Source organism: Chitinophaga cymbidii, assembly GCF_007992715.1.
Lineage (GTDB): Bacteria > Bacteroidota > Bacteroidia > Chitinophagales > Chitinophagaceae > Chitinophaga > Chitinophaga cymbidii.
Genome location: NZ_BKAU01000001.1, coordinates 2554366 through 2567269, shown reverse-complemented (window position 1 = coordinate 2567269; position 12904 = coordinate 2554366). Strand labels below are relative to the sequence as shown.

Annotated in this window: 11 protein-coding genes; 2 read left to right on the top strand and 9 right to left on the bottom strand. The window is 54.5% G+C overall.

The annotated features are described in order from the left end of the window. Positions 1–16: 16 nt before the first annotated feature. Positions 17–877 carry a hypothetical protein gene (locus tag CCY01nite_RS10645; RefSeq protein WP_146860506.1) on the bottom strand — a complete coding sequence of 287 codons (861 nt, stop codon included), beginning with the start codon at positions 875–877 and terminating at the stop codon, positions 17–19. Positions 878–1106: 229 nt separating this feature from the next. Here CCY01nite_RS10645 and CCY01nite_RS10640 point away from each other — a divergent pair, with 229 nt between their 5' ends. Continuing rightward, positions 1107–2033 carry an NUMOD1 domain-containing DNA-binding protein gene (locus tag CCY01nite_RS10640; RefSeq protein WP_146860503.1) on the top strand — a complete coding sequence of 309 codons (927 nt, stop codon included), beginning with the start codon at positions 1107–1109 and terminating at the stop codon, positions 2031–2033. A 64-nt stretch (positions 2034–2097) separates the two neighbouring features. Here CCY01nite_RS10640 and CCY01nite_RS10635 read toward each other — a convergent pair whose 3' ends face one another. The 5 genes from CCY01nite_RS10635 to CCY01nite_RS10615 all read right to left on the bottom strand — a co-directional run bounded on the left by CCY01nite_RS10635 (position 2098) and on the right by CCY01nite_RS10615 (position 10640). Beyond that, positions 2098–3879, bottom strand: a complete 1782-nt coding sequence (locus tag CCY01nite_RS10635) for a TlpA family protein disulfide reductase (RefSeq protein WP_146860500.1) — start codon at positions 3877–3879, stop codon at positions 2098–2100. 7 nt (positions 3880–3886) lie between these two features. After that, on the bottom strand, positions 3887–5275 hold the full coding sequence (locus CCY01nite_RS10630; protein ID WP_146860497.1) for a RagB/SusD family nutrient uptake outer membrane protein: 1389 nt from the start codon (positions 5273–5275) through the stop codon (positions 3887–3889). A gap of 38 nt (positions 5276–5313) precedes the next feature. After that, positions 5314–8505, bottom strand: a complete 3192-nt coding sequence (locus CCY01nite_RS10625) for a TonB-dependent receptor (RefSeq protein ID WP_186830998.1) — start codon at positions 8503–8505, stop codon at positions 5314–5316. 178 nt (positions 8506–8683) lie between these two features. Next, a complete protein-coding gene (locus CCY01nite_RS10620; protein ID WP_146860491.1) occupies positions 8684–9889 on the bottom strand; it encodes a FecR family protein in 1206 nt (401 codons plus the stop codon). Between the two features lie 172 nt (positions 9890–10061). After that, positions 10062–10640 (bottom strand): RNA polymerase sigma-70 factor, encoded by a 579-nt coding sequence (locus CCY01nite_RS10615; protein ID WP_146860488.1) that lies wholly within the window; start codon positions 10638–10640, stop codon positions 10062–10064. A 97-nt stretch (positions 10641–10737) separates the two neighbouring features. Between CCY01nite_RS10615 and CCY01nite_RS10610 the strand changes: the two genes are divergently transcribed. After that, positions 10738–10935, top strand: coding sequence for a KTSC domain-containing protein (locus tag CCY01nite_RS10610; protein WP_146860487.1), 198 nt, complete (start codon positions 10738–10740; stop codon positions 10933–10935). A gap of 1 nt (position 10936) precedes the next feature. Here CCY01nite_RS10610 and CCY01nite_RS10605 read toward each other — a convergent pair whose 3' ends face one another. The 3 genes from CCY01nite_RS10605 to CCY01nite_RS10595 are packed head-to-tail and all read right to left on the bottom strand — an operon-like array spanning position 10937 to position 12896. After that, positions 10937–11434: a CinA family protein gene (locus CCY01nite_RS10605; RefSeq protein ID WP_146860484.1), complete on the bottom strand. Its 498-nt coding sequence runs from the start codon at positions 11432–11434 to the stop codon at positions 10937–10939. An 18-nt stretch (positions 11435–11452) separates the two neighbouring features. Beyond that, positions 11453–12112 carry a DUF6766 family protein gene (locus CCY01nite_RS10600; RefSeq protein WP_146860481.1) on the bottom strand — a complete coding sequence of 220 codons (660 nt, stop codon included), beginning with the start codon at positions 12110–12112 and terminating at the stop codon, positions 11453–11455. Positions 12113–12122: 10 nt separating this feature from the next. Further along, the gene (locus CCY01nite_RS10595; RefSeq protein ID WP_146860478.1) at positions 12123–12896 is read right to left on the bottom strand and encodes an SDR family oxidoreductase; all 774 of its coding nucleotides are present in this window, start codon (positions 12894–12896) and stop codon (positions 12123–12125) included. Positions 12897–12904: the final 8 nt, after the last annotated feature.

The window sequence follows — 12904 nt, the reverse complement described above, 5'->3', positions numbered from 1 at the left end:
TTCTTCACCGCAGCATTCATTCCACCGCTCTGTACGTATACCGCACCATATATTTTGTGACGGCGTCGTAATTTATGGTCAGCGTGCTGCTCAGCAGGCCGGCTTCATTGTAGGTCAGGCTTCTGTCCCTGGACCCATAGATATAGTCCCACCGCTCCGTCCAGTTGTTGAGGGACATTCTCGGCAGCTGCGCGACGGCCTCCGGCATGAGGAATATCAGTCCGTTATCGATATTCAGGAACTGTTCTACGTTCGGTGCATTGTCATATGCAAAATAGTGGTCTGTTCGCACACCGGAAGGGCTGATGCTGTGGGTGTAATTGCCTGTCAGATAAACATTCACAGTTGTATCGAAACCGCCCTTCGGGTTGGCGTAGATCTGCCGGACGGATGCGTTGTCGTAGATGAAAGACAGCCTGTACTGCAATGTGAAGTTAGTGGTATCCGGGTATGTGTAGCCGTAATTTTCGTACGTGGCGGGTAATGTGTCCGTTCCGTTATAGGAGAATTTTTTACCGACTGTTACCCTGCCGGACCTTTGCGACCAGGTCACCGCTTCCTTTACCCGCAACTGCTCGTCATAGTGCAGGGTATCCACCATGAGCAGCGCCAGGTTCACTGTGTCTTCCGCTCCGTAAAACTCCCTGCGGATGCGCGGCTTGTAATTTTCGTCATATTCAAATTCATGATACCATTTATAGTACCGCATGGGGCCGCCGAATATCGGTGTTTCGGAGATCGCGTCGATAACGGAAATACTTTCCAGCAGCCAGTCGGGTTTCGCGGGTGGTTCCGTATCCGGAGCGGGCATTTGAGGGTCTTTGATGCAGCCCGCCAGCAGCAGGATGCATGCGCCGAAGCAATACAATGATTTCATAACGATGATTTGCGGGTGATAAACTGATATGGGTTTCCGGGCTATTGGATCAACAAGCGGGTCTTCTCTGCTGATAATAAAATTAAGGCAAACATCCCGTTGGCGGTAGTACTCGTTCCAGTAGTTTTTACCATATACGGAATTTCTCCCCGGCTGCGGAGCTAAAGCAGTACCGTGGCTTATCTTACAATTGACCAAAATTCCTTTCCCACCTCAAATACGCGCAATCGTGAACCTGCGCATGAACACATCCCTGCCTGCGCACCAGGACCTCAGCATGGAAGACCGGCCTGGTGAACTTTGGAAAGATATTCCCGGGTTCAGAAAGTATTTCCAGGTATCGAATTTCGGAAGGGTGAAGCGCAAGGAGCGGCAGGTGCGCGATACACAGGGCGGGACATATACCCTGCCGGCCATGATCCGCAAGGCGGTGGTGAACAAGGACCTCAATATGCATGCGCGGGACTGGACCTACCGCCTGCAGATCGTGCTGCAGTACAAGAACAAAAAATATTCCTTCCAGGTGGCGCGGCTGGTCTACTATTGCTTTGTGCGGCAATTCGACCTGAAAGATACCTCCCTGGTGGTGTCTACGCTGAATGTAGACGGGCTGGACGTGCGGCCGGACAATCTTGTGCTGCTGACGCAGGCGGAGAAATGCCGCCGCCCTTACAGCACCGGCAGGCAAAGCAGCCATCTCGCCACCAACAAGTTCAAGCTCATTGCCGCCATTGAAGCATCGCGGCAAAAAACGAACATCATGGTTTCGCAGTACGATGCGGACGGCCACTATATGTCTACTTTCCACAGCATCACGGAGGCGGCGCGGCAAACCGGCATCGGCTATGCTTCCATTGCCTATGCGGCAAGGCTGCCGGCGCGGAAGGCCGGCGGATATTACTGGCGGAAAGGCGATGCCAACAAGATCAATCTCAAACAGGTGCAGGAGATCATCCGGAAGCGGCAGATCTCCTATAAAGAGAAAAAAGGCGTGAAGGTGATGCAATATGATGCCGCGGGCAACCTGGTCGCTACGTTCCACGCTATTTCCGACGCGGCGAAAAAAGCCGGCGTCAGTCACAAAAGCATTTCCAACGCCATCCGGCACGGGCGGGGGCGGCCGGGCGCGGGCGGCTGGATATGGCGGCCGGCATAAAAAAACCGCCACGGCTATTGCCGCAGCGGTTTACCCATGTCCCATATACCAGGGTTTTCAGTAATCAATTATGGCGCGCCATTTCAATTTGCAGCTTGAGCTTCATTTCCACGTCCGGCCCTTCAAACCCGATATTCCCGAAGCGGATATTGCCGCTTTTGTCGATCACATACGTGGCGGGGATCACGGTGAATTTGAACTTGTCCCCTATCTCCGGGTCCGTGTTGTAATATACCGGGAAGCTGTATTTCTTGTTGCCGCTCCAGCCTTGCGCGTCCGCCAGTGTATTGCGGGCGCCGCTGTTCGTGATCATGAACACCACTTCCGGATCATTTTTGTACTGATCGTATAACCGTTGGAGGTAGGGCATTTCCTGCATGCAGGGAATGCACCAGGTGGCCCAGAAATCGATCACCACGATCTTGCCTTTCAGCGAAGCCGGGTCCAGCGGGCGGCCCTGCATGTCTACAAAAGTGTTGAGCGGCGGTGCGGGCTTGCGGATCTCCTGCTTCGCGATCTTCGCCTCCATGTCCTTTTCACGCAGCACCCGCAGCTCTTCGAGCTTGTCGCTCCGGCCGGCAGTGGTGTAGAACAGCGTGGCATTGTCTACCGTTTCCTTATCTATAGACGATTTTATCGCCAGTTCCATGCGTTTGGCCGCATCTTCGTACCGGCCCTGCTTCATATCTATCAACCCCAACATGGACTGCAGGTTGCCTTTTGCGATGCTGTACACGGACTGCCGGGCGCTGTCGGTCGCATAAGGATAGATGTAGCCTGTCTCCGGGAAATACCGGATGATGCCTACGGGAAACTTTTCCGCCATGGCAAGCGAGCGGGAAGCGTACATCCGGGCAGAGTCCAGCGCAATGCCGTTGTCCAGCAAGGTCTGCGCGATGTCTTTCAACGTAGTGGGATAGTACGGGCTGTCATCTTTCGGGAAGGAGAAGAAACGCGCGTGGTACAATGCTTTGGCGCTGTCTTTCCGGGCGGCATACAGGTTAAAGAGCCTTTCATGCATGCCGTCGAAATCCGCTGCATTGCCTGCATTTTCCTTGCGCAGCGCTGCTTCATACAACGCGATCTGTTTCGTCGTGTCCTTTTCCCTTGCGATGGCGGAGGTGAGCAGGTCCCGGCCCAGGTTGGTTTCGGGATACAGCTCCAGCGCTACTTTGCGGATGGAATCCAGGCGGCTGTTCTCGCCGATGATCAGGTAGCCCATGGTGACCTTGTTCATGTCCCCAGGCACGGTGGCGGCGGTTTTGAATTTGTCCTCGATGACCCTGTGGGCCTGCTGGCGGAAGGAGGCTTTCTGTTTCGGTGTTTTGGCATTCTTCATTTGGGAAGCGAGCAGGCGGAGCTTTGCTTCGTAGTTGTCCGGGTAGCGCTTCAGTTCCTTGCGGTACTGCGCTTCCTGGCGGGCGCCGAGCTGCGGGGATTTGCCCATGGCGGAGCCGAGGCTGTAGCCCTTGTGCAGTTCCGCATTGAATACCGGCACCTTGTTCCTGTATACGCATACTTCATACAATGTGCCCGGCGCCGGCCTGTTCACGGCCTCACCGCTTTGCAGGTAGAAGGAAGCAAAGGTGGCATAACGGGCAAGCTTGAACGAAGTTGTCCATACACCGTCCTTTTTTTCCATATTTACGCGGTAAGGCACATCATAGAAAGTGGAGTACGGGAATACCAGCGTCACGGCTGCGGCGTCCGCCGGAATCCCTTTGCCGTCCGGCCTGTACGTCACGGTCACAGTCTGACCACGCTCCGGGAAGGCCGGAGCGATGGTCACCTGCGCGCGTGCAACAGTAAAGGATAACAGCATCAATATCAATAATCTCGTCATCATTCGTCAATTAGTTATAACCATCATTCTGTGTCAGATATATGTTCCTGCTGCGGGCTTCGCTGGGAATCGGGTAGAGGGTATCGTCCGGCTGCCAGTTCACGCCTTTGATAGCACCGAGCACGGCGGTAGCACGCTGGGTACGTTTCAGATCGAACCAGCGGTGGCCCCATTCGCAGAACAGCTCCACTTTACGCTCCTGCTCTACGGCCAGCAGCAGGGCGGGTTTGCCCAGTGATACCGGCAGTGGGTCCAGCCCGGCGCGGTGGCGGATGGAATCGAGGTCCTGGCGGCCGAGATCCAGCTTTTCCTGCTGGATGCGGGCTTCCGCGCGGATCAGGTATTGTTCGGCAAGGCGCATCACCATGGAATATTCGGTTACATCAGCGCCGGCTACGAAACGTACCTTGTACTTGAAAGGGTAATAATGATTCGCGCCGTTCTTGATCATGTGGCCCGTCCAGTTGGCAAGCCGCTTATCCCCTGTTTCAAATTTTTCGATGAGATGGGTGGTATCCAGGCGGAAGAGCGTGGTGCTGGTAGGCGTGGAAGGAACGGTAACAAATCCTTCCCAGGTATTGCGGCCGCCGCCGAGGTTCACCGGCTGCAGCTGAAAGAGCGCTTCGCGGCTGTTGGCGAGGAACACCGTATTCAGGTCGTCCAGCAGTTCGTAATGACTGTCGTCCAGCACTGCGGTGGCTTCCTGTTCGGCCAGCGCATATTGTTTTGTATACAGGTATACCCTTGCCAGCAAAGCGGTAGCGGCGCCTTTATTCGGACGAACGCGCGCGCCGGTGGGATAATCCGCGCCCATCAGGTTCTTTGCTTCTTTCAGGTCGCTGATGATCTGGGCGTACACCACTTCGGTCTTTTCACGCGGCTTCAGGTTGTTCTCCTGGTAGTTGGTGGAGGTGATCAGCGGCACATCGCCGTACATGTTCACCAGGTAGAAGTGCATGAAAGCGCGCATGAAATACGCTTCTCCCATCAGCTGGTCTTTTACTGCCGGCGTAACGCCTGAAGATTTGGTCAGCCCTTCTATACAAGCATTTGTATGATAAATGTAGGAGTACTGGTCCCGCCACATGCTCTCTACATACTGGCTGTTCGGCAGCAGCGTGTTGTTGCGGAACACGTCATAGTTGGCGAATGAGGAGAAATAGAAAAGATCGTCCGCCTGCATCGCCGTGAGATAATTCATTTGAATATTCCCGTAAAAATAGTTGAGCACGTTCATGTCGGCATACAGCCCGGTTACCGCGGCCGTGGCGGCTTTATCATTTGCAAAAGCCTGCTCCGGCGCCAGTTCGTTCTTTGGCAGCGGCGTATCCACATACTTGCTGCAGGATGCGAGCAGCACGGCGGATACAAGTATGATCGGTAAATAAGTTCGTTTCATCTGTTAATATATATTGATGAATAATGTTAGTCTTTAAATCAGAATCCAACCTGCAGGCCGGCGGTGATGGTTTTCATCGGCGGCATGGCCAGACCTTTGGTTTCAGGATCGAAGCCGTCGTAGCTGGTGATGGTCAGCAGGTTCTGTGCGGATGCATACACCCTTACGTTGCTGAGTTTCCAGGTTTTGGTGTATTTCGACAGATCATACCCGAGTGAAATGTTCTTCAGGCGGATGAAGGAAGCGTCGCCCCAAACGCCGGAAGAAAGGCGGTAGAGATCATAATTCGCATTGGCGGCGAGGCGCGTAGCTTTCGGGATGTGGGTGATGTCGCCTTTTTTCTGCCAGCGGTCCAGCGCGCTCAGGTCTTTATTCGCCAGCGCTCCGTAGGTGCCGGACAAATAACCGTAGTTCAGCTGCGGCCCTTCCTGTTTCACGAACTGGAAGAGGAAATCAAGCGTCAGCCCTTTATAGCTCAGGCTGTTCTGCAGGCCGCCGTAATATGCGGGCATGGTTTCGCCGAGCGTTACATAATCCACAAATTCATCGATGGTGCCGTTGCCGTCAAAATCCCGGAAAGTAGCTTCGCCGGTTTCCGGATCGATGCCGGTGAATTGATAGCCGCGCACGATCGATAAGGACTGGCCAACCTGGTAGGTATCCTTGTAAGTGGAGTTCTCGAAATCAGGATATTCCTTCAGCTCGTTTTTAGCGAGGGACAGATTGAAAGAGGTGGACCAGCGGAAATCTTTTTTGTCGATGTTCACAGAGGTCAGATCAAACTCCCAGCCTGTGTTCAGTACTTTTGCGGGGAAGTTGGCCACTACGCTGCCGAAGCCGGTTTGTGGCGAGAGCGCAAAATCCACCAGCTGGTTGCCGGAAATGTTGCGGTAGAAATTGGTGTTGAACAGGAGGCGGTCTTTCAGGAACCCGAGTTCGAGACCGAACTCCAGCTTCCTGTTCTCTTCCCAGCGGTAGTCGCCGTTGGGAATACGGCTGGGCGATAAACCAATGGTGCCGTCGTAGGGATAGGAACCGGAGCTCCAGCTTTCCAGGTAGGCATAGTCACCGATGATGTCATTGCCCGTCATCCCGTAACTGCCTCTCAGCTTACCGAAGGTGAGCACGGAGGAAGGGGACAGGAAGGATTCGTTGGTGAATACCCACGCGGCGCCGATAGCGCCGAAGTTACCGAAACGTTTGCCTGGTCCGAAGCGTGTAGAGCCATCCCGGCGGAAGGAGGCATTGAGGATATATTTTTCATCCCAGTTATAGGTGGCTCTGCCAAACACGGAGGTATAACGGTAGAGGGCATACGCAGGCTGTCTTATTACCACTTCGGAAGCAGCGCTGGGATCTTCGAGCAGCCCGTCGCTGGGAAAGCCGTAGCCGGTAAGGCCATTAATGTTACGTTGATTTTCCTGCCAGGTAGCGCCTGCCAGCAACTGCAGGTTACCTTTTCCAAGCGTCAGCTGATAATCTGCCTGCGGCTCAACGATGTAGGACTGTACTTTAGAGTTCCCAAAATAAGACATGTTCCCGACGTTGTTGCTGGTCGGGTTGAACGTTGCTTCGGGATAGATCTGCACCTGGTCCATATTGGTATTGGTGTAACCCAGGTTGGTCTTGATATTCAGTCCCGGCAGCAGCGTATAACGGATCACACTGTTGGCCATCAGGTTATCGGTGCGGGTGGTGGACTTCCGCAGCAGGTACGCCGCGGGGTTCTGCATGTTGCCGAACCAGTAGTAAGCGCCATCTGCATCATACAACGGATAATTGGGCGCCAGGTTGTAGAACGATGTCAGATCGCTGGCGATGGAGCGGTCTTTGGTACCGGAGTAGTTCACGGAAGCGGAGATATTGAAGCGGCCGTCCTGGCTGGAATGGTCCGCGCTCAAATGCACAGCGCCGCGGCTGAAGGGCTCTTCATTCGGCATCACGGAGGTTTCCTTGCGGAAAGCGCCGCTGAGCAGGAAGCGTGTCTGCGCGTTGCCGCCGGACACGGAACCACGTGCTTCGGTGAGCTTCGAAGTACCGCCGATCATGTACTTCTGCCAGTCGGTATACGCATTTTTGTCCCAGGACACGAGGTCGGGCGCATTGTCTTCATCCGGCGTAACGTCGTCGTTGGCCAGGGCTTCTTCGCGCATTTTCAGGTAATCCGATGTATGCAGCATGTCTACCATGTTCACCACCTTGCTGCCGCCAGTGTTCACATTGAAGCTGAACTTCGTTTTCCCGGAGCTGCCTTTCTTCGTGGTGATGAGCACCACGCCGTTAGCGGCGCGGGAGCCATATATGGCGGTGGCATCGGCATCTTTCAGGATGTCGATCCTTTCAATATCGGAAGGATTGATGGAAGCGAGCGGGCTTTGATTGCCGTTGGCGGAGGTGAACGTGTTCAGCGGTTCGGAAAAGAAGGGCACACCGTCGATCACATACAGCGGATCATTGGCCTCTTCCCGCAGGGAGTTTTGTCCGCGCAGGCGTACCTGGAAGCTGGAACCGGCCATACCGTTGGAAGTGGTGACCACCAGGCCGGGTACGCGGCCCTGCAATGCGGCCAGCGGGTCCATCACGGGCTGGCTTTCGATGTCCTTGCTTTTTACGGTAGAGATGCTGCCGGTGCTGGTGCGGCGGATGGCGGAACCGTAGCCGATGATCACGGTTTCGTCGAGCGCGCTGACAGCGGGTTGCAGTACGATGGAGATATCGTTGCCGCTCACTGTTACTTCCTGCGTTTCATGTCCGATATAAGATACCACCAGCACCTGGCCCTGTTCCGCGTTGATGCGGAAGCGGCCGGCGGCGTCCGTTACGGCGCCGGTGTTGGTGCCTTTGATCTTCACGGTCACACCGATCAGCGCCTGACCGTCGCCATCGCGTACGGTGCCGGTGATTTCCTGCATGGCCTGGACAATTTCGGCCACGAGGGGTTTTCGTTTAATAAAGATGGTTTTGTCCTTGATAGAATAATCCAGCGGCTGCGCGGCGAACACCTGCGAGAGGAAAGCGTTCAGCGCCAGATTATCCGCCTGGATGCTCACCCGTTTGGTGGAGCGCAACACTTCCCGCTCATAGAAAAACACGTAGCCCGTTTGCTTTTTCACTTCAGTGAACACTTCTTCCAGCGAAGCGTTCTTCACAGACAGGGAAACCGACTGTGCATAGGTGCCGGCAGTCACTTTCAGGCTCGCCACAATCATGAGAAAAACAGTTAATCTCATAGTGAGTGCTAGTTTTTGATAAAAAGGCCCAGGTATAGAATGAGCCTTACCATAACATTTCAATTGCATAGATTTGCATTGTTTGGATAAGAGAAATCAATATTTAGTCAGAACAAATGGTTGATACGCTTTTATTCCATTCTTTTTACGGGGGCGCGGTCCAGGCGCCTCCTTTTTTTTATGGTCTTACGATGATCGTTCTTTCTTCAATGGTAAACCGGATGCCGGTGTTCTTTAATCCTTCCAGCACGTCAGCCAGCGGAAGGTTTCGTTGTATCTCGCCCTGGAATCTGCGTTCCGGGATCTCGCCGGCATACTCGACTTTTACGTCGTACCAGCGTTCCAGCTGCCGCATTACGGCGCGCACGTCCGCATTCCGGAAATAGAACAGCTCGTTCTTCCAGGCGATAGCTTCCTCCAGGTCTACGTCCGCCATCACGCTGATGTGACCGGAAGCGTTCACCTGCGCCTGTTCTCCGGGCTTCAGCACCGTGGAGCGCTGCCCGGCGCTGACTTTCACGGCGCCTTCCAGCAGCGTGGTGTTGATGCTGCTTTCGTCCGGATAGGCGTTCACGTTAAATCGGGTGCCGAGCACTTCTATGACGGCCTGGCCGGCGGCGGCCACGCGGAAGGGTTTGCCGGCGTCCGGCGTTACTTCAAAATAGGCTTCCCCCGTTACTTCCACGGCCCTTTCGGCACCGGTGAAGGCAGTGGGGTAGCGCAGAGAAGAGGCGGCATTCAGCCATACTTTCGTGCCGTCCGGCAGGCTCAGGCGGAATTGGCCGCCTTTGGGCGTTGCCAGCACATTATAGCTGACGGCTTCGGTGGCATTGTCATATTGCAGCTGGCCGCCCTGTTGTACGATGCCGGGGCGGATCATCCGGTTGCCGGCGCTGTCCAGCGGAACGGTGGTGCCATCCGCCAGTGTGAGCACGGCTTTGCTGCTGCCGGGCAATATCTCCTGCTGCTGTACGATCACGGGCTGCGGTGCGGGGCGCTGCAACAGGTAAACGCCTGTTACGGCGAGTAACAGCACGGCGGCAGCGGCGGCCATCCACCAGCGGAGCTTTGCCGTTTTTCCGGGGGGCTGCGGCTGGCGGGCGTTTCCGGAGAACATGCCCCCGCGATCCTTTCCGGAGATCATCGGCCAGCGGCTCTTTCCGGAGGGCAGCTGGTGCGCGGCGGCAAATCGTTCCCAGCCGGCGTCCGTGTCCGTTTTACCGTATTCCTGTAATTGCTGCCGGAGCCTTTCGTCATCCGTGCATTTTTCAAAGAAATCGCGGTTCTCCGGGGCGGATTGTATCCAGTATTGCAATTCTTCCCGCTCCTGCGCGCTGAGCTCTTCTCTCAGGTGCCGGAGGATCAGGTAAGAGATCCTTTGCATTTAGATGTTTTAATATAAAAACAACGCGATCATCATTTCGATTAAAAGAAAAAGCAACTTTTTTTGAGATTATTCAAAATTGCTATATCAGGGGAAGCGCTTGTTCCTGCAAACCATAGCGTGACGGGGTGCCCGAAAACGCCGTCAATAACAGCTGGGCTTGGGTGCCGGATCACGAATGCATCTTTATAAAAGCGAGATACGCATAAAAGGCGGGCAAAAGATTCTTTTTGAGGAGGGAAGCCCGGATCAGCCGCAGGGCGCGGAGCTTCTGGGACCTGACGGTATTATAGGAAATGGCCAGTGCGCCGGCAATATCTTCGTTTTTCCGGCCTTCCAGGTAGCTCATCCTGAAAATGCGCCGGCATTGGGTGGGCAGGTTCTCGATCTCCCGGTACAGTTCACGGATGACCTCGGTGTCTACCAGTATGGGATCGAAAGTGTTTTCATATAGATAGCTGAATGCCGCTTCGCGGGAGCTTTGCCGTTGTTTCTGCTTCAGGAGGTTGAGGCAGGCATTTTTGGTGGTGATGTAGAGAAAAGCTTGCACCTGTGCGGCGGCCTGGAAATCGCCGCGCTTGTTCCACAGTTTGGAGAACGTTTCCTGCACCAGGTCTTCCGCGTCCTCGCGGTCCTGCACGATGGACACGGCAAAGTAGCATAAAGCCCGGTAATGCTGGCGGAACACGGCCTGAAAAGCCCCCTGGTCCCCCAGCGCTACTTCCTGTTCATTATTTACATTATCTGACATTCCCGATTAAAACAAGCCCCTCCTGGTGAATTGGTTGATCCCGAAGGCTAAAAATACAAAAAAAACCGGGGGGTATGAAGTTTGATGAGGGTGTATTATGCCGTCATCTGTTGTAGCAGCCATGCATTATGACCTGGCTTCGGCCACGCTGCGGATCATATTCGTGTCGGGGATGGTGTATGATTACAAGGACGTGCCGGAGGATGTGTACCGGGCCATGAAAGCTGCCAGCTCCAAAGGCACTTTCCTCAACCACTTCATCAAGGGGCGGTATGCCTTCGAGAAAATAAAATGATTCACCGCGCAAAATCCACCACGTTGTTGAAGGCGGACAACAGGTAGTTCACATAGAACTGCTGCACTTCCAGCGCTGTTTCCTGCGAGGGGCGCATTTCTCCCGTCAGCACCACATTTTTCTGGAATACGATGGCGTAGTAGGCGAACAGGTTGTTGCCGGACTCGGGGACGCGCGTGGCGTAACCGGTGATGCCGAGGCCCCAGTGGCTGGAAAACATATGGGTGACCTGCAGTGCCAGTTCCGAGGCGATGTGTTCGGACACACAGTTCACCGCCTGCCCCTGTATCGGGTCTATATGCAGATGGCGCGCCTTCTGCCCGAGGTTGTAAGCGGTAATACCGCCCTGGAAAAATCCGCTGGCGTCATCGGCCTGCGAAAAGGCCAGCTGCAGCATGCCCGCGGTCACGCTTTCGGCCACGGCCAGCGTTTGCCGGTTGCGGATCAGCTTGCTCCGGATCGATTCGATCACTTTGTCGTCAAATATTTTCAGGCTCATGTATCTGTTTTAAATGATCTATTTTCCTGTTTCACTATGCGGCGCATCCACCGGCTTCGATTCGGGCGAGCCCCACTGCCGGAGGTAAATGGATAAAAAAACGATCGACGCCACGGAAAGGAATTCGCTCTGCCAGTTCTGGAACGATTCAAACCAGAATTTGGAATTGAGCAGGTATTCCGCCGCCGATTGCGTGGGTTCCTGCTTTATCAGTTGTTCCATATTGTAATGCGCGTGGCTGCCCGCGAAATGAATGATGAAAGAAAAAAGGAACAATGCAAAGAAGGCGATGGATAACGAGTTTTTATACAGCACCAGCCAGAAGCCGCCCTTGTTCACCGCCCAGGGCGCGTCTTTGGAAGGCTTTGGCTGCCGGTCCACTTCCTCTTCTTCGTCCAGTGACTTGGATTCCGCGGAGCCCTTTTGCCGCAGCCACACCGTCAGCAATACATACAAGGCCATCTGCAGAAATTCGCTTTCCCAGTTCTCGAACGTAGCTTCCAGGAAATGCGGGCTTACCAGGTAGGGAGCAAATTCAACTCCCGGCCGCCCTTTCTCTTCCATTTCGGCATTGAACTGCTTCCAGCCGGTGAACGACTGCGCACCGAGTGTGATCAGCATGATCGTTACAAAGGCGATCGTCAGCCCGTTGCGGTAAAGAAAAGTGTGTTTTTTCATGATCTTCCTTTTAGATGATCTGCAAATGCGGTCTGACCTGTATCATCACCACATCGCAGCGTTTCGGCTGTGTCAGCGCGTACAGCACGCTGGCCGCTACGTCTTCCGCTTTGAGCATCTTCATATCCTCTTCCTTGCCGCGCTGCTCATCAGGCGTTGAAGGCTGCATGTCCGTTCCCACCGCACCGGGCTCTATCAGCGTTACCTTGATCCCGTCCTTATTCACTTCCTTGCGCAACGATTCGGAAAACCCGCGGATGCCGGATTTGGTGGCCACGTACACCGAGCTGCCTTCATCTTTGGTATGCGCGCTCATGGAACCGATGTTCACAATATGCCCGCCGCCTTTCTTTTTCATGCGTTTGACCGCTTCGTGCGTACAGGCGAAATATCCCAGGATGTTTATATTCAGCACGTACTGCCAGTCATCATAACTCCCTTCCATCACGCTGTTGTAGCCAAGCGCGGCGTTGTTCACCAGAACGTCCAGCCCATCCAGCACCTTGTCCACCTCGCTGAACACCTTTTCGATATCTTCTTTTTTCGAAACATCCGCGGTAATGCCGTGCACCCGCTCTTCCATCTGTGCCTCCCTGAAATCGCGCAAGGTATCTTTGAGCGCTTTTTCATCCCGGCCGAATATCATCACGCGCGCGCCCATGGAAGCGAGCAGCAAAGCCGTAGTGCGGCCGATGCCGGTAGTGCCGCCGGTGATCAGCACCGCCTTCCCGGTGATGCTTTCTGTTCCGAAATTTCCCTGCCATGTAGTGGTGTTTGTTCGCATAACAATGA

Coding starts and splice junctions, on each gene's coding strand:
- CCY01nite_RS10645 (WP_146860506.1), bottom strand. CDS start 877: ATGAAATCATTGTATTGCTTCGGCGCATGCATCCTGCTGCTGGCGGGC.
- CCY01nite_RS10635 (WP_146860500.1), bottom strand. CDS start 3,879: ATGATGACGAGATTATTGATATTGATGCTGTTATCCTTTACTGTTGCA.
- CCY01nite_RS10630 (WP_146860497.1), bottom strand. CDS start 5,275: ATGAAACGAACTTATTTACCGATCATACTTGTATCCGCCGTGCTGCTC.
- CCY01nite_RS10625 (WP_186830998.1), bottom strand. CDS start 8,505: ATGAGATTAACTGTTTTTCTCATGATTGTGGCGAGCCTGAAAGTGACT.
- CCY01nite_RS10620 (WP_146860491.1), bottom strand. CDS start 9,889: ATGCAAAGGATCTCTTACCTGATCCTCCGGCACCTGAGAGAAGAGCTC.
- CCY01nite_RS10615 (WP_146860488.1), bottom strand. CDS start 10,640: ATGTCAGATAATGTAAATAATGAACAGGAAGTAGCGCTGGGGGACCAG.
- CCY01nite_RS10610 (WP_146860487.1), top strand. CDS start 10,738: ATGCCGTCATCTGTTGTAGCAGCCATGCATTATGACCTGGCTTCGGCC.
- CCY01nite_RS10605 (WP_146860484.1), bottom strand. CDS start 11,434: ATGAGCCTGAAAATATTTGACGACAAAGTGATCGAATCGATCCGGAGC.
- CCY01nite_RS10600 (WP_146860481.1), bottom strand. CDS start 12,112: ATGAAAAAACACACTTTTCTTTACCGCAACGGGCTGACGATCGCCTTT.
- CCY01nite_RS10595 (WP_146860478.1), bottom strand. CDS start 12,896: ATGCGAACAAACACCACTACATGGCAGGGAAATTTCGGAACAGAAAGC.